General features: G+C 73.5%; 13 protein-coding genes. 7 read left to right on the forward strand and 6 right to left on the reverse strand.

Annotation, left to right across the window (positions count from 1 at the left end):
* Positions 1-158: 158 nt before the first annotated feature.
* Positions 159-374 carry a hypothetical protein gene (locus tag OHS33_RS20735; RefSeq protein ID WP_330331902.1) on the reverse strand — a complete coding sequence of 72 codons (216 nt, stop codon included), beginning with the start codon at positions 372-374 and terminating at the stop codon, positions 159-161.
* 169 nt (positions 375-543) lie between these two features.
* Positions 544-3,762, reverse strand: a complete 3,219-nt coding sequence (locus OHS33_RS20740) for a BTAD domain-containing putative transcriptional regulator (protein ID WP_443065329.1) — start codon at positions 3,760-3,762, stop codon at positions 544-546.
* Between the two features lie 167 nt (positions 3,763-3,929).
* On the opposite strand from OHS33_RS20740, the gene OHS33_RS20745 reads away from it, so the two are divergent.
* The 5 genes from OHS33_RS20745 to OHS33_RS20765 all read left to right on the forward strand — a co-directional run bounded on the left by OHS33_RS20745 (position 3,930) and on the right by OHS33_RS20765 (position 9,326).
* On the forward strand, positions 3,930-5,147 hold the full coding sequence (locus tag OHS33_RS20745; RefSeq protein ID WP_330331903.1) for an amidohydrolase family protein: 1,218 nt from the start codon (positions 3,930-3,932) through the stop codon (positions 5,145-5,147).
* A 369-nt stretch (positions 5,148-5,516) separates the two neighbouring features.
* Positions 5,517-6,392, forward strand: a complete 876-nt coding sequence (locus OHS33_RS20750) for a trypsin-like serine peptidase (protein ID WP_330331904.1) — start codon at positions 5,517-5,519, stop codon at positions 6,390-6,392.
* A 167-nt stretch (positions 6,393-6,559) separates the two neighbouring features.
* The gene (locus tag OHS33_RS20755; RefSeq protein WP_330331905.1) at positions 6,560-7,432 is read left to right on the forward strand and encodes a CPBP family intramembrane glutamic endopeptidase; all 873 of its coding nucleotides are present in this window, start codon (positions 6,560-6,562) and stop codon (positions 7,430-7,432) included.
* Complete coding sequence (locus tag OHS33_RS20760) at positions 7,429-8,721, forward strand: sensor histidine kinase (protein WP_330331906.1); 1,293 nt, start codon at positions 7,429-7,431, stop codon at positions 8,719-8,721. The genes OHS33_RS20755 and OHS33_RS20760 overlap by 4 nt, the downstream gene beginning before the upstream one ends.
* Complete coding sequence (locus tag OHS33_RS20765; RefSeq protein WP_330331907.1) at positions 8,685-9,326, forward strand: response regulator transcription factor; 642 nt, start codon at positions 8,685-8,687, stop codon at positions 9,324-9,326. Before OHS33_RS20760 ends, OHS33_RS20765 begins: the two co-directional genes overlap by 37 nt.
* Before the next feature lie 34 nt (positions 9,327-9,360).
* Here the strand turns inward: OHS33_RS20765 and OHS33_RS20770 are convergent, their stop codons facing one another.
* Genes OHS33_RS20770 through OHS33_RS20785 form a run of 4 tightly spaced genes read right to left on the reverse strand, consistent with a single transcriptional unit; the run spans position 9,361 to position 13,077 of the window.
* A complete protein-coding gene (locus OHS33_RS20770; protein ID WP_330331908.1) occupies positions 9,361-10,608 on the reverse strand; it encodes an ABC transporter permease in 1,248 nt (415 codons plus the stop codon).
* Positions 10,608-11,390: an ABC transporter ATP-binding protein gene (locus OHS33_RS20775; protein ID WP_330335132.1), complete on the reverse strand. Its 783-nt coding sequence runs from the start codon at positions 11,388-11,390 to the stop codon at positions 10,608-10,610. Before OHS33_RS20775 ends, OHS33_RS20770 begins: the two co-directional genes overlap by 1 nt.
* A 17-nt stretch (positions 11,391-11,407) precedes the next feature.
* Complete coding sequence (locus tag OHS33_RS20780; protein ID WP_330331909.1) at positions 11,408-12,553, reverse strand: peptidoglycan-binding protein; 1,146 nt, start codon at positions 12,551-12,553, stop codon at positions 11,408-11,410.
* Positions 12,550-13,077, reverse strand: coding sequence for a hypothetical protein (locus tag OHS33_RS20785; protein ID WP_330331910.1), 528 nt, complete (start codon positions 13,075-13,077; stop codon positions 12,550-12,552). Before OHS33_RS20785 ends, OHS33_RS20780 begins: the two co-directional genes overlap by 4 nt.
* A 90-nt stretch (positions 13,078-13,167) precedes the next feature.
* Between OHS33_RS20785 and OHS33_RS20790 the strand changes: the two genes are divergently transcribed.
* Together OHS33_RS20790 and OHS33_RS20795 are read left to right on the forward strand one after the other, a co-directional pair.
* A complete protein-coding gene (locus OHS33_RS20790) occupies positions 13,168-13,827 on the forward strand; it encodes a response regulator transcription factor (protein WP_330331911.1) in 660 nt (219 codons plus the stop codon).
* On the forward strand, positions 13,824-15,110 hold the full coding sequence (locus OHS33_RS20795) for an ATP-binding protein (RefSeq protein WP_330331912.1): 1,287 nt from the start codon (positions 13,824-13,826) through the stop codon (positions 15,108-15,110). The genes OHS33_RS20790 and OHS33_RS20795 overlap by 4 nt, the downstream gene beginning before the upstream one ends.
* The last annotated feature ends 37 nt before the right edge of the window (positions 15,111-15,147 follow it).

The following is a 15,147-nucleotide window of genomic DNA, read 5'->3' on the forward strand; positions in this document are numbered from 1 at the left end:
AACCCGGGTGAGTCCGGTGGTCCGGGTCCGGACATGGATACGCGGCGGTCGCGATGGCTCCCCCTCCGGGCCACCGCGACCGCCGTCCCCCGTACCTTCGTCAGTCCTTACCCGTGACCCCCTGTGACGGGTGAGGACCGGACGTGTGTGGCGACCCGTTACGGGCGCGGACCTGACGCGTGGTTGTCCATGGTCTGGAGTTCCTCGCCCGAGGCGTGGTTGTCCAGGGGCTTCGTCTCGGCGCCCGAGGCGTGGTTGTCGAGCGGCTTCAGCTCGCCGTCATCGGTCAGCGGCAGCAGGCCGGGCGCGGCCGGCGCCTTGGGCGCGGCAGTCACGTTCGGCACGTTCGGCAGGGCGTTCTCGTTCGTCGTCATCGCGCACTCCTGATGGTGGGTCGGGCCCGTTCGGCGATTCCCCCGCGACCGCCGAACGGGTGGTCCAGCGACCCGCCAGCTCCCCCGACGCGACGAGTCGATGTACTGATGGTGCCCGGCGGCGATAAACGAACGATGAACGACCCGTTCATCGGCGACCAGGCGGCGGTCACGCGGCGATCGCCGATGCCAGCAGGGCGCGCACCTCCGCCAGTTCGGACGAGCCGAGCTGCTCGAACACGGACTCCGCGTCCCGCCAGCACACCCGCGCCCGGTCGGTCTGGCCCAGGCTCCGCAGCGCCTTGCCCAGCACCGTCAGCACGGTCGCCCGCCGCCACTCCCCGCCGATCCCGCGCAGCGCGATCGCCTGCTCGGCGTGCGAGGCGGCGAGCGTGGGGCGGCGCGCGGCCAGGTGCGCCTCGGCGAGCCGGAAGTGGGTCACGCCCTCCCACAGGGGCTGCCGGTTCTCGTGGAACAGCGACAGCGCCTCGGTGAGCTGCTCCTGGGCTTCCTGGAGCCTGCCCGCCTGGGTCAGGGCGATGCCCAGCGCGTAGCGGCCGTTGGCGAGGCGCAGGCTCAGCCCCATCCGGTCGTAGATGGCGATGCCCTGCTGGGCCAGCTCTATGGCGCTGGGCAGCCGCCCGACCTCCACGTGGATGCGGGAGAGGTTGCACAGGGCGGAGGCTTCGCCGACGAGGTTGCCGTCGGCGCGGAAGTTCTCGATGGCCTCCAGCAGGAAGCGCTCGCCGTCGGCGTAGCGGCCCTGGTGCAGCGCGATGATCCCGCGGTCGTTGGGCGCCCAGCTGCTGGGCACGGGGTCCCCGGCGGCCTTGGCCAGGGCGTGCGCCTGGCGGGCCTCGTCGTCCGCGGCGGTGAAGCGGCCCGCGATCAGGTGGACGGTGGTGAGGGTGGTGCGGGCCCGGCCTTCGGCGCGCGGGTCGCCGGCGGCCCGCGCCGCGTCGCGGACGGCGCCGGCCGTGGACTCGTACTGCTTGGAGTTGGCCCCGGACTCGGCGAGGTCCTTCGCCGCCCACAGCAGGTCCACGGCCCGCCGCAGGACACCGCTGGAATCGCCGCCCAGCTTGGTGCCCGGAGCGGGCAGCGCGCTGCGCGCCGCGGCCTGGCGCACGCACGCGAGGACGGTGTCGGCCTCGGCGTACAGCCAGTCCAGGGCGGCGCGCGGCTCGGTGAAGTCCCGCCCCGGGTAGCGGGTCGGGGAGAGGTGCGCCACGAGCCGGTCGCCGGGGCGCTCCAGCGCGTACACGCGGGCGGCGGTCGCGAGGTAGAAGTCGAGGAGCCGGTCCAGGGCGGCGGTCCGCTCGCTGGCGGGCCGCTCGTCGCGTTCCGCGCACGCACGTGCGTAGAGCCGTACGAGGTCGTGGAAGCGGTAGCGGCCGGGCGCGGCCGATTCCAGCAGGGAGCAGTCGACCAGCGCCTCCAGCAGGTCCTCGGTGTCGTGCTCGGGCCGGTCGAGCACGGCGGCCGCGGCGCACAGCGAGATGTCCGGGCCGTCGGCGAGGCCCAGCAGCCGGAAGGCGCGCTGCTGGGCGGGCTCCAGCTGGCCGTAGCCCAGCTCGAAGGTGGCCTTCACGGCGAGGTCACCGGCCTGGAGCTCGTCCAGGCGGCGGCGCTCGTCGGCGAGCTTCGCGGCGAGGACGGAGACGGTCCAGGTGCGGCGGGCCGCGAGCCGGGAGGCGGCGATGCGGATGGCCAGCGGCAGGAACCCGCAGGCGCCGACGACGTCGAGGGCGGCCTGGCGCTCGGCGCCGACCCGCTCGGCGCCGACGATCCGGGTGAACAGGAGCAGGGCCTCGTCGGGGCTCATCACGTCGAGGTCGACGAGGTGGGCCCCGGCCAGCCCGGCCATCCGGACCCGGCTGGTGACCAGGGCGGCGCAGCCCGCGGTGCCGGGGAGCAGGGGGCGTACCTGGGCGGCGTCGCGCGCGTTGTCGAGGAGGACCAGGACGCGGCGGCCGTCGAGGGTGGAGCGGTAGAGCGCGGCCCGTTCGGCGGGGGAGTCGGGGATCCGGGTGTCGGGGGTGCCGAGTGCCCGCAGGAAGGCCCCGAGGACGGCCTCGGGCTCGACGGGGCGGGCCTCGGTGCCCTGGAGGTCGATGTAGAGCTGTCCGTCGGGGAAGTGCGGGCGGGCGGCGTGCGCGACGTGCACGGCGAGGGTGGTCTTGCCGACGCCGCCGATGCCCGCGAGCGCGGAGACGGCCATGACCTGGCCGTCGGCGCCCGCGAGGACCCGGCCGAGTTCGGTGACGAAGGTGGCGCGGCCGGTGAAGTCGGGCACGGTGGCGGGCAGTTGCGCCGGACGCACCTGTACGGGCTCGGCGGCCGGGGCCGGGTCGGCGGCGCGGGCGAGTTCGGCGTCGGCGCGCAGGATCCGCTGCTGGAGGGCGGCGAGTTCGGGGCGCGGGTCGACCCCCAGCTCGTCGGCGAGGAGGCGGCGGGTGTCGGCGTAGACGGCGAGGGCCTCGGCCTGGCGGCCGCTGCGGTAGAGGGCGAGCATCAGCAGCTCGCGCAGGCGCTCGCGCAGCGGGTGGGCGGCGGTGAGGGCGGTGAGTTCGGAGACGGCCTCGGCGTGGTGGCCGATCTCCAGGTCGAGGTCGAGGCGGCTCTCCAGGAGCTGGAGGCGCCATTCGCCGAGCCGGACGCGCTCGGTCTCGGCGTAGGGCCCGGGGACCCCGGCGAGGGGTTCGCCGTCCCACAGGTCCAGGGCGCGGGCCAGCAGGGTGCGGGCGAGGGAACGGTCGCCGGCGGCGCGGGCCTTGTCGGCGTCGGCGCCGAGGCTGCGGGCGACACCGAGGTCGAGGGCGGCGGCGGAGCCGAGCCTTATGGCGTACCCGCCGGACTCGCTGACCAGCAGGCCGGTGTCGAGCACCTTGCGGAGCCGGGAGGCGTAGGTCCGGATGGCGGCCAGGGCCTGCGGCGGCGGGTCCTCGCCCCAGATCGCGTCGATCAGCTCGGGGGCGGTGGCGGTGCGGCCGTCGCGCAGCAGGAGGGCGGCGAGCAGGGCGCGTTGCTGCGGGCTGCCGGAGGAGAGCGCCTCGCTGCCGCGCCAGGCGCGGATGGGGCCGAGCACCGCGAACCGCGAATCGCCGGGCGGGGGCGTCGTGATGGGCGGGGCCGTGGTGGGCCCGGCCGTGGCGGGCGCCGGTTCCGATTGCGGTTCCGGTCGCGCTTCCGGTGCCGCTTCCGGTGCGGGTTCCGCTTGTGCTCGCACTTGTGGTCGCGCTTGCGTCCGTGGCTGTGCCGGTGTCTGCGTCCGTGGCTCCGGTTCGGGCGGGGCAGGGGGCGGGACGGCGGATCGGGCTGCCGCGGCGCCGGGCCGGGCCGCCTCGGGGTGGTTCCGCTGGTTGGGGATGGCCGGTATGCCGTCCATCAGTCGTCCCCCCTGCCTTCCGTCGGTGTGGTGGCCAGTCTGCCCTGTCTTGCGGTGAGACGTCAGTCCGCGGTGGACCGATCGCCGTCCAACTGGCCGCCGTACTGCTGTACCACTAGCTGTCGTACTAGCTGACGCATCGTCAGATCGGCGCTACCGTGGGGGGCATGGAGACCTTCCCGAAGATCATCTCGGTGGACGACCACACGGTTGAGCCCCCTCACGTCTGGCGGGACCGGCTCCCGTCCAAGTACCACGACGTCGGCCCCCGCGTCGTACGCGCCCCCCTGAAGGAAATGACCTTCCTGGGCGGCAAGTTCGCCCCGGTCATGGGCGCCAAGGGCGACGACGGCCCGATCGGTGACTGGTGGGTCTACGAAGACCTGCACCGGCCGCTGACCCGACTGGACACGGCGGTCGGATACGACCGCGACGAGATCAAACTGGAAGTCATCACCTACGAGCAGATGCGCCCCGGGTCCTTTTCGGTTCCCGAACGCCTCGCCGACATGGACGTCAACCACGTCCAGTCCGCCCTCTGCTTCCCCACCTTCCCGCGCTTCTGCGGGCAGACCTTCACCGAGGCCAAGGACCGTGAGCTGGGGCTCCTCGGCGTCCGCGCCTACAACGACTGGATGGTGGAGGAGTGGTGCGGCCCGCTCGCGCGGGGCCGGCTGATCCCGCTCACCCTGATCCCGCTGTGGGACCCGCACCTCGCCGCCGCCGAAGTCCGGCGCAACGCGGCGCGCGGCGTGCGGGCCGTCGCGTTCTCGGAGATACCGCCACACTTGGGCCTGCCGTCCATCCACACGGACGAGTGGGACCCCTTCCTGCGGGCGTGCGACGAGACCGGCACGGTCATCGCCATGCACATCGGCTCGTCCTCGAAGATGCCGTCGACCTCGGCGGACGCCCCGCCCGCCGTCGGCTCCACCATCACCTTCGCCAACTGCTGCTTCTCGATGGTCGACTGGCTGATGAGCGGCAAGTTCGAGCGCTTCCCCAACCTGAAGATCATGTACGCGGAGGGCCAGATCGGCTGGATCCCCTACATCCTGGAGCGCGCGAACGTGGTCTGGGAGGAGAACCGCGGCTGGGGCGGGGTCGCCGACAAGGTGCTGCGGCCGCCGTCGGAACTGTTCGCCGAACACGTCTTCGGCTGCTTCTTCGACGACGCCTTCGGACTGAAGAACCTGGACGCGATCGGTGTCGCGAACGTCCTGTACGAGACGGACTACCCCCACTCGGACTCGACCTGGCCGAAGTCCCGCGAGGTCGGCGAGGCCCAGATGGGCCACCTCGCCCCGGACGTCGTGGACCGCATCGTCCGCGGCAACGCGATCGACCTGCTGGGCCTGACCCCGGACGGCCTCTGGCGGGCGTAGACGCGCACACCGCGGTCCCGGTACGGCTTTGGCATGAACGCGGCGCTGCGGGATGCCGTGAACCGGCGCAAGCGCCAGGCGTTCTTCGGCCGCTTGGCCGCGGGCGGGCTCCCCGACCTCACCGGGCCTCTCGGGCCTGCGGCCGAACCGGTGGCCGCAGGCCAGGCGGCCGAGGCCGTAGCGAAAAACGCAGCCGACCCCTCTGTCGCTGAACCCGTGGCAGGCGCCCCCGCCGGGCCTCGCACCGAGGAGTCAACACCCGTGTGCCGGAAGTGAGATGGTGGGGGTCGGGGTCTCGGGATCGGGGGGCTCTTGCGGTTGGGGTGGCCTCAGGGCATGCTTCGCCAGAGCAAACAGGGAGGGGCGGCTGTGGTGGACAAGCGGACCGTGGTGACCGTGGTGCTGTGCTCGGTGGCGGCGCTCGGCGCTTCCGCTGCCATGACCCAGGTGGTGCCCAGCCCTGACGCGCAGCCGTCGGCGCACGCCAAGGCCGCGCCCGCGCCGAAGCGGCCGACCCCATCACCTTCGCGATCGCAATCGTCCGCGCATTCGCAGTTGACCACCCCCAAGCCGGGCGGGACGCCCGCGCCGTCCGGGTCGGCGACGCCCGGCCCCGCGTCCCCGGCCGGTAAGCCCACGGCCATCGCCGGGGCGCTGTTCACCGGCGGGCTCGACGGGGAGCACTTCTGCACGGCGACCGTGGTGCACAGCGCGGGCCGCAACATGATCGTCACGGCCGGGCACTGCCTGGTCGCGGGGGACCAGGGTGACGCCGGACCGGTCTTCGCACCCGCGTACGAAAACGGGTCGGCCCCGTACGGCACCTGGAAGGTCGAGAAGGTCTTCGAGGACCAGCACTGGTCCGATGACAACAACGACGACTTCGACCTCGCCTTCGCCCGGGTCGCCCCGGACTCCGCGGGCCGCAACATCGAGGACGTCACCGGCGCCGCCCCCCTGGACGTCTCCGGCCGCGCGGCCGAGGAGGTCACCGTGACCGGCTACCCCGCCGACCGCAAGGTCCCCCGCACCTGCACGGCCGTCACGATCCGCGACAGCGCCACCGAACAGCGCTTCGACTGCGCGGACTTCCCCGGCGGCACCAGCGGCAGCGCCTGGATCGCCCGGGACGGGAAGATCATCGGCATCCTGACCGGCGGGGACACCGACGACGTGTCCACCAGCACGGTCTTCGGCGACTGGGCGAGCGCCCTGTACGCGAAGGCGACCGCCCCGAAGGCCTGACCTCCAGGGCCCGACCTCCAAGGCCCGGCCCCGTACGTTCCCACGCCCCCGGGGTGGACGTGGGTACACCCCCGCCCGGTTGCCAGGTGCAGTGTGCCGGGCCGTCCGGACCGGCACCGTCGTCCGTGTACGGATTTCCGAGCGGCGGGCGGGTGGTCAGGGTGGTCATGGGGACCGTGGACGACGGCATGGAGCGGGCGCGGGGCAAGGTGCCGGTGTGGGGCATGGCGGGTGTGTTCACCGTGGTCGCCTTCGTGGCGGCCGGAGCGTTGGGTGCGGTGCAGCCGGATACGCCCGTCCCCGCCGAAGTGGTGCAGCTGACCCAGTTCGGACCGGCCGCCGCGGTGGGCGCTCTCGCGCTGTTCCGGTGGCGGCGGACCCGCGAGCTGCTCCGGGGCGCGGGAGCGGGAGCGGGCACGGGCGGACGGGGTGCCGGCCGCGCGGTGGCGGTCCTCGCCACCGCCGCGCTGATCGTCGCGCTCTCCGTCCTCGCGTACGGGATCACCTCCGGGGACGCCCGCTTCACCGGGCCGGGAGCCCTGCACCACGCCTTCCCGCTGATCGCGGTGGCGCAGCTGGTGGGGGCGTGCGGGGAGGAGATCGGCTGGCGCTGTTTCCTGCAGCCGTTGCTCCGGACCCGGTTCGGGACGCTCGCCTCGTCGGTGACGGTGGGCCTCGTGTGGGGTGCGTGGCACGTACCGGTCTTCGGGCGGGCCCCGGCCTACGCCGCGGGGTTCCTCCTCGCCACCGTGGCGATGTCGGTCGTCCTGGGCGTCGCGCTCGAAGGAACCGGCGGGCCGTACCGGCTGCTGCTCGCGGGAGGCTTCCACGCCCTCGTCAATCTCGGGCTGCTGCTCTGCATGGACGAGGAGTCCGGGGCCGTCCTCCCCATGCTCTGCTTCGGGCTCGCCTGCCTGGTGGCGGCCCTGGGGTGGACCCTCGTACGGACCGGACGCCGTACGTCGGCAGCGGCAGCGGCAGCGACAGCGACAGCGGCATCCGCGCCCGGTCCGGCACCGACTACCCTGCGCAGGACATGAGTTCGGTAATCACCCGCCCCCGCACGGCGTTCGCGCGCGGTCTCACCGCCCTCGGGCGCTGCCAGCTGGCCGGTCTGCTGGCCGCGGCGGTGCCCGTCGTCGGGGCGGGTGTCGTGGGCGTGTTGCTGCTGCTTCCCGTCGGCCTCGGCCACCGGATGCTGCCGCCCGCCGCCGCCGGGCTGCGCCGGTGCGCCGACCGGGCCCGCGCACGGGCCGAGGGGTGGTCGGGGCTCCGGACCGGCCCTCCGGATCCCCTCCCGCGCACGGCGGGGGCCCGCGCGGTCCTGGCGGCGGAGGGGTTCTGGCGGGACCTGGCCTGGGCGTGGCTGGAGCCCCTGGTGGGCGGAGCGCTGGTCGCCGTACCGTCCGCCCTCGTCGTGTACGGCGTGTTCGGCGCGCTCGTCCAGCCCTTCGTGTGGCGGCTGCTCGACGACGGCAACTGGTACGCGTTCATCCCCGTGCGCAGCACCACCACCATGGTCGCGGCGCTGGTCCTGGGCCTCGTCCTCACGGCAGCGGGCCTCCTGCTCGCGCCGTCCGTCCTGCGCCTGCACGCACGCTGGACCCGACGGCTCCTCGCCGCACCGCAGCGCGCCGAACTCGCCCGCCGCGTCGAGTGGCTGACAGACACCCGGGCCGATGCCCTGGACGACCGGGCGGCCGAGCTGCGGCGCATCGAGCGGGACCTGCACGACGGCGCGCAGGCCCGGATCGTCGCGCTGGGGATGCGCCTCGACAGCGCGGTGCGCCTGCTGGAACGCGACCCCGAGGGCGCCCGCGCCCTGTTGCTGGAGGTGCGCCAGCTGTCCGGGCGGGCGCTGGAGGACCTGCGCGGTCTCGTCCGGGGCATCCAGCCTTCCGTACTCACCGACCGTGGCCTGGGCGATGCCTTGCGCTCCCTGGCCCTCGACAGCTTCCTCGACGTGCACGTCGAGGCCCGCCCCGCGGGGCGGCTGCCGGCGGCGGTCGAATCCGCCGCCTACTTCGCGGTCAACGAGCTGCTGGCCAACGCGGCGAAGCACTCCGGCGCCGACCGCGTCGACATCGTCGTGACCCACCTCGGCGACACCGACACCGACACCGACAGCGGCAACATGGTGCGCGTCACCGTCACCGATGACGGGTGCGGCGGGGCGGACCCCTCCCGGGGGACCGGACTGCTCGGCATCCGAAGACGACTGGCTGCCTTCGACGGGAGCCTCGCCCTGCACAGCCCGCAGGGCGGACCGACCACTGCGACCTTGGAGATTCCGTGCGCGTCGTCCTCGCCGAAGACCTCTTCCTGCTGAGGGACGGCCTGGTCCGCACGCTCCGCGAGCACGCCTTCGACGTCGTCGCCGTGGACAACGGACCGGCCCTCCTGCGGGCCCTGCTGGAGGACCCGCCGGACGTCGCGGTCGTCGACGTACGCCTTCCGCCGACCTTCACCGACGAGGGCCTGCAGGCCGCCCTCGCGGCACGTCGGCGCCACCCCGGTCTGCCCGTCCTCGTCCTGTCGCAGTACGTCGACCAGCTCTACGCGAACGAACTCCTGGCCGGCGAAGACGGCGGCGTCGGCTATCTGCTGAAGGACCGGATCACCGACACCGGCCAGTTCGTGGACGCCGTACGCCGGGTCGCGGCGGGCGGCACCGTCCTGGACCCGCAGGTGATCTCCCGGCTGCTGTCGCGCGGCGACGCCCGCGGGACCATCTCGGCCCTCACACCGCGCGAACGCGACGTCCTGGAACTGATGGCCGAGGGCCGGTCGAACGCGGCCATCGCCGCCGCGCTGCACTTCAGCGAGAGCGCCGTCGCGAAACACACCGCGAGCATCTTCACCAAACTCGGGATCGCCCCGTCCACGGAGGACAACCGCCGGGTGCTGGCCGTCCTCGCCCACCTCCGGCGCTGAGCCGCCCTCTCCGGTGCCCGGGCCGTCCCGCGCCCTACGCCGCCTGCAGCGCCAGCGTCGGGGAGAGCCGGGCCGCCCGTACCGCCGGGTAGAGGCCCGCGACCGTGCCGATCGCCAGGGTCGCGGCGAAGCCGCCCGTGACCGCCCACAGGGGGACCACCCAGGGCAGGTCACCGGCCCGCGCGTAGACCAGGGTGGCGATCCCGCCGAGCGCGATGCCCGCCAGGCCGCCGAGCCCCGACAGCAGCAGGGACTCCGTCACGAACTGCACCCGGATCTGCCCCTTGGTCGCGCCGAGGGAGCGCCGTAGCCCGATCTCGTGGCGCCGTTCCAGCACCGAGATGATCATCGTGTTGGCCACGCCGACCCCGCCCACCAGCAGGGCGATGCCGCCCAGGCCGAGCAGCAGGGTGCTGAAGGCGCCCTCCGTGGCCGCCTTCGCCTGGAGCGCCGCCGAGGGGTCCGTCACCGCCACCGTGGCCGGTGACTCGGGGTTGGCGGTCTTGCCCATGAGACCCCGGACCGCCTGCACGCGGTCGTCCGCCGACCGCTCGTAGAGGGAGGTGGGGTGGCCGTCGAAGCCCAGCAGTTGCTGCGCGGCCTCCCAGCCGATCAGCGCGGAGCGCTCGATCTCGGGGGCCAGCGGGATGGGGTCCAGGACGCCGATGACGGTGAAGTACCGGCCGCCGATGAAGACCTGGCCGCCCGGCTGCGTGATGCCGAGGCGCTCGGCCGTGACGTGCCCGAGGACGACGGACGGGTAGCGGCCCGTCGCGTCGTTGAGCCAGCTGCCGCTGCGCATCCGCGCGCGCAGGGTCTGGAGCAGGTCGTCCTTGGCGGCCTTGAGGGCGATGCCGCCGGTCTCCTCCTTCGGGATGTTCTCGCTGCGGCGGACCGACTCCTTCACGTCGCCCGTCGTGCCGACCGATTCGACCCCGTCGATACGGGCGATCATGCCCGGGGCCTCCTTGGGGAGCTTGGTGTCCTGCCCGGAGAACATCGAGGGGGCCGGGGTGGCGACCAGCATGTTCGTGCCGAGCTTGTCGAGTTCCTGCAGCAGCTTGGCCTGGCTGGACGAGGAGATGCCGACCACCGCGATCATCGTCGCGATGCCGATCGCGATGCCGAGCGCGGACAGGAACACGCGCATGGGCCGCGAGCGCAGCCCGGCCGAGCCCACGTGCAGGACGTCCCGGGGGCCGAGGCGCGGCGGCGACAGCCTGCGCGCCTTCTTGCCGGCGGCCGCGCGGGACTTCGTACGGGACTTCGTACGGGCACCCATTACGCGCCCACCCCCAGCCCCGGCCCCGGTCCCAGCCGCGGCGCGTCCGCGTCGGCGTCCGCGTTCCACACGTCCGCCACGATCTCGCCGTCGCGGATGCGGACCTGGCGGGGCAGGCTCGCCGCGATCTCGTTGTCGTGGGTGATCACGGCGATGGTGGCCCCGTCCCGGTTCAGCTCGTGCAGCAGTTCCATCACCGATTCGCCGGACGCCGTGTCCAGCGCGCCCGTCGGTTCGTCGGCGAGCAGCAGGTCCGGTTCGCCCGCGACCGCCCGGGCGATGGCCACGCGCTGCTTCTGGCCGCCGGACAGCTCGTGCGGCCGGTGGTCCATGCGGTCGCCGAGGCCGACCCGTTCCAGGGCGCGTTCCGCCCGGCGCCCGCGTTCGGCCCGGGAGAGGCCGGAGTACAGCAGGCCCTCGGCGACGTTCGCCCGGGCGCTGATGCCCGGCACCAGGTGGAAGGACTGGAAGACGAAGCCGACGTGCCGGGAGCGCAGGGCGGACAGGGAGCGGTCGGAGAGGGTGGCGATGTCGTACCCGGCGATGGCGACGCGGCCGGCGCTGGGCCGGTCCAGGGTCCCCACGATGTGCAGCAGGGTCGACTTCCCCGAGCCCGACGGGCCGACGATGGCGAGGAGTTCGCCGTTCATGACGGTGAGGTCGACCCCGCGCAGGGCCGCGACCCCGCCGGGGTACTCCTTGGTGACACCGGTCAGCTCGACGACCACGTGGGCGTGCCGGGAGTCGGGGAGCGGAGGCGCGTCGGGGAGCGCTGTGTCCATTCGGATGGTGGGCTCGCTCATGATGCGGGTACTCCCACGAGCATGCCCTCTTTGAGGGCGTCCCCCTTCACCTCGACCCGGCCCTTGCCGAACATGCCCAGCTCGACCTTGACCTCGCGGACCTTGCCGTTCTCCACGACCTGGACGCCGAAGCCGCCTTCGGCGAGGGCGAGGAGCGAGCCGACCGGTACGGACAGGACGTTCTTGCGGACCTCGCCCGTCAGGTTCACCGAGACGGGGGCCTGGTCGGGGCCCTTGGCCCCGGTGGGGTTGTCGAGGCTGACCTCGACCTGCACCTTCGGCTTCTTGTCCCCGCCTCCGCCGCCGCCTCCGCCGCCCGTGGCCGGGTCGTCCGGGTTGGCGGTGCTGCCCACCGACTCGATCTTGCCGTTGGCAGTGCCGCCGCCCGGCAGGCTCACGGTCACCGGGTCACCGGCCTTGACCTTGCCCGCCTTGGCCACGTCGAGCTGGAGACGGACCGTGCGTTCGGTGCCGGTCAGGGTGAGGACGGTCTTGCCGGACCCCGCGTCGTCGCCGACCGCCATGTCGTTCTTCTGGATCCGCTGCGGACCGGAGGCGAAGGCGATGTCGTCCTTGCCGATCTCGCCCGTCTCCTTCAGGCCGTGGGACTTCTGCCAGCGCTTGACGCCGGTGGCGGTGCCGTCGGTGAAGGTGCCGTCCGAGGCGTCCAGACCGGTTCCGAAACCCAGGGCCTGGAGGTTCCGCTTGAGCTGTTTGACGTCCTCGCCCTTGTCCCCGCTCTTCATGGTCCGGTACACGGGGGTGGTCCCGTACATCAGGCGCACCACCTTGCCGTTGACCTCGTAGAGCTTGCCGTCGCGCTCGACCGTGGAACCGGCGGCCGCGACCCAGGTGAGGGTCGCGGAACCGCCGCCGGATCCGGGGGAGCCCGTACCGCCCCCACCCCCGCCCGCCGCGCTGAGCTTGAGTTCCTTCGCGTACCCGAGCGTCCCGTCCACCTGGAGCCCGGAACTCAGGTCGGCGCGCGTGACCGGCGCCGTCGCGGCGGGGAGCCCGTCCGTACGCCGCTGCTCGGCGCCCTTGCCGTCCGTCCCGGCCTGCGCGACGACCGCGTACCCGCCGCCCGACACGGCGAGCACGACGGCCACCGAGCCCAGGACCCACTTCCCGCGCCTGCTCACGTGGCGGCGCTGCACTTGTTCAGCTGGGCCATGAAGGCGTCCTTGTCGGCGCCGTCGGGTATCGACGTGCCGGTCATCGCGTTCCCGTTGAACTCGGGGTCCTTCATGTCGAAGCCGTGGTCCCGCATGCACTTGGCCGTCTTCAGCGCCTGGTCCTTGGTCGCCTGCGGGACCTCGCCGCCACTGCCCGGGGCCTGCAGCCCGCACTTCTCGAAGGCCTTCTTCGTGGCTTCCGGGTCGCTGCCCGCGCCCAGCGTCATGCCCCGCGGGTCCTCGCCGGGCTTCGGGTCGGGGGCGTCGATGCCGTTGTCGCGCAGGCACTTGCGGGTCTTGAGGGCCTTGTCGGCGTCCGCGCCGCCATTGCCGCCGTCCTTGCCGCCGCCGCTCGCACCGGCGGAGTTCGCGGACTCCTTCTTATGGTCCTTCTTCCCGTCCGAGCCGCCGACACCGCCCGCGCACGCGGTGACGAAGAGGGCCATCCCGGTGAGGAGGGCGGCCGTGGTCATGGTCGTGGATTGCTTCATGCGGCAGAGCCTGCGCGAGAAGCGGATTTCGCTTCTCTAAGGCTCCGCGCTTACAACGGCGAAATGCCGCTCTCCGGTAGAGAGGACACCATGCGAGTTCTGGTGGTGGAGGACGAGGAATTCCTCCGGGAGATGATCGCCGAGGGGCTGCGCCGCGACGCGCTGGCCGTGGACGAGGCGAGCGACGGCCTGGAGGCCCTGCGGCGGCTGCGCCTGGGCGAGTACGACGTCCTGGTCCTGGACCGCGACCTGCCCGGGCTGCACGGCGACGAGGTGTGCCGCCAGGTGGTGCGCGAGCGCCTGCTCACCCGGATCCTGATGCTCACCGCCTCCGGCACGGTCCGCGACCGGGTCGAGGGCCTCGGCCTCGGCGCCGACGACTACCTGACCAAGCCCTTCGCCTACGACGAGCTGCTCGCCCGGGTCCTGGCGCTGGGCCGGCGCGCCCGGCCCGCGCTGCCGCCCGTACTGGAGGCCGCCGGGATCGCCCTGGACACGGCGCGGCGCAGCGCGGTCCGCGACGGGCACCGGCTGGCACTGTCCCGCAAGGAGTTCGCGGTGCTGGAGACGCTGCTGCGGGCGGAGGGGGCGGTGATCAGCAACGAGGACCTGATCGAGCAGGTGTGGGAAGAGGACACCAGCTACAGCACGAACGCGGTACGGGTCACGCTCAGCAAGCTGCGCGCCAAGCTGGGGGAGCCGCCGCTGATCGAGACGGTGCCGGGCGCGGGCTACCGGATCGCCCGGTGAACCGGTTCCACCCGGCGGGGCTGTCCCGGCTGCTGCCGCGCGGCGAGCGGGCCCGGCTGACCGCCCTCTACGGCTCGCTGCTGGTGCTCGCGGGCGGCGGTCTGGTCGCGCTGCTGAACGTGCTCGTCCGCAAGGGCCTGTTCCGCAGCATCAACCAGGCCGTCACCACCTACGCCCCGGCGCTCAACCAGACCCAGGTGCTGAGGGAGGGGGAGCGGGTCGCCGTACCGGCCCAGCGGGTGCCCGGCGAGGTGCTGCACCCGACCCCGGAACAACTGGCGACGTACCGGGCCACCCGCGATCTCAGCAGCGCCGCCGAGCAGGCCGCCCTGCACGAACTGCTGACCGTGTCGCTGGTCGCGCTCGCCGTCTTCGCCGTGCTGTCGGTCTGGCTGGCCTGGTGGATGTCGGGGCGGGTGCTGCGCCCGGTCGGGGTGATCACCGAGACGGCCCGGCGGCTGTCCGGGGCGAACCTCCACGAGCGGATCGGGCTGGACGCGCCCCCCGGCGAGCTGAAGCGGCTCGCCGACACCTTCGACGGGATGCTCGACCGGATGGAGGACCTGGTCGGCGCGCAGCGGCGGTTCGCGGCGAACGCCGCCCACGAACTGCGCACCCCGCTCGCCGTGCAGCGGGCGGCGGCCGAGATCGGGCTGGCGGGGGATCCGGATCCGCGGAAGGTGGCGCGGATCCGGGACAAGCTGATCGGGGTCGCGGACTCCAGCGAGCACCTCATCGAGTCGCTGCTGCTGCTCGCGGTGTCCGAGGAGGGGCTGGAGGCCACGGAGACGGTGGACCTGGCCGCCCTCGCGGCGGCGGAACTGGCGGAACTGCCGGAGCTGGCGGAGTGCCCGGGGGACGGGCCGCACGGCCTGACGGTGGAGCGGACGCTGGCGCCGCTGCCGGTGACGGGGGACCGGCTGCTCCTCGGCCACCTGGTCCGCAACCTGCTGGCCAACGCGGTACGCCACAACCGCCCCGGCGGCCGCATCGAGCTGACGACCTCCGCGGCCCCCTCGGCGTCCTCGGCATCCTCGGAAGGGATCCTCACCGTCTCGAACACCGGCCCGGTGATCCCGCCGGGTGACGTGGCGCGGCTGCTGGAGCCGTTCCGGCGGCGCGCGGAACGCCGCCACACGGCGGGCGAGGGCGCGGGCCTCGGTCTCTCGATCGTCGCCTCCATCGCCCGGGCGCACGGCGCGGAACTGGTGGCGGAGGCCAACCCGGCCCCGGAGGGCGGCCTGACCATCCGCGTCCGCTTCCCGGCGGCACCCCCGCCGTAAGGCCCTCGCCGGAAAGTGATCAGTGGTTGATCATTTA

The organism is Streptomyces sp. NBC_00536, from assembly GCF_036346295.1.
Taxonomy (GTDB): Bacteria; Actinomycetota; Actinomycetes; order Streptomycetales; family Streptomycetaceae; genus Streptomyces.

Bases quoted from the DNA above. Each gene is read 5' to 3' on its own strand.
- OHS33_RS20735 (WP_330331902.1), bottom strand. From the start codon at position 374: ATGACGACGAACGAGAACGCCCTGCCGAACGTGCCGAACGTGACTGCC.
- OHS33_RS20740 (WP_443065329.1), bottom strand. From the start codon at position 3,762: ATGGACGGCATACCGGCCATCCCCAACCAGCGGAACCACCCCGAGGCG.
- OHS33_RS20745 (WP_330331903.1), top strand. From the start codon at position 3,930: ATGGAGACCTTCCCGAAGATCATCTCGGTGGACGACCACACGGTTGAG.
- OHS33_RS20755 (WP_330331905.1), top strand. From the start codon at position 6,560: ATGGGGACCGTGGACGACGGCATGGAGCGGGCGCGGGGCAAGGTGCCG.
- OHS33_RS20760 (WP_330331906.1), top strand. From the start codon at position 7,429: ATGAGTTCGGTAATCACCCGCCCCCGCACGGCGTTCGCGCGCGGTCTC.
- OHS33_RS20770 (WP_330331908.1), bottom strand. From the start codon at position 10,608: ATGGGTGCCCGTACGAAGTCCCGTACGAAGTCCCGCGCGGCCGCCGGC.
- OHS33_RS20775 (WP_330335132.1), bottom strand. From the start codon at position 11,390: ATGGACACAGCGCTCCCCGACGCGCCTCCGCTCCCCGACTCCCGGCAC.
- OHS33_RS20785 (WP_330331910.1), bottom strand. From the start codon at position 13,077: ATGAAGCAATCCACGACCATGACCACGGCCGCCCTCCTCACCGGGATG.
- OHS33_RS20790 (WP_330331911.1), top strand. From the start codon at position 13,168: ATGCGAGTTCTGGTGGTGGAGGACGAGGAATTCCTCCGGGAGATGATC.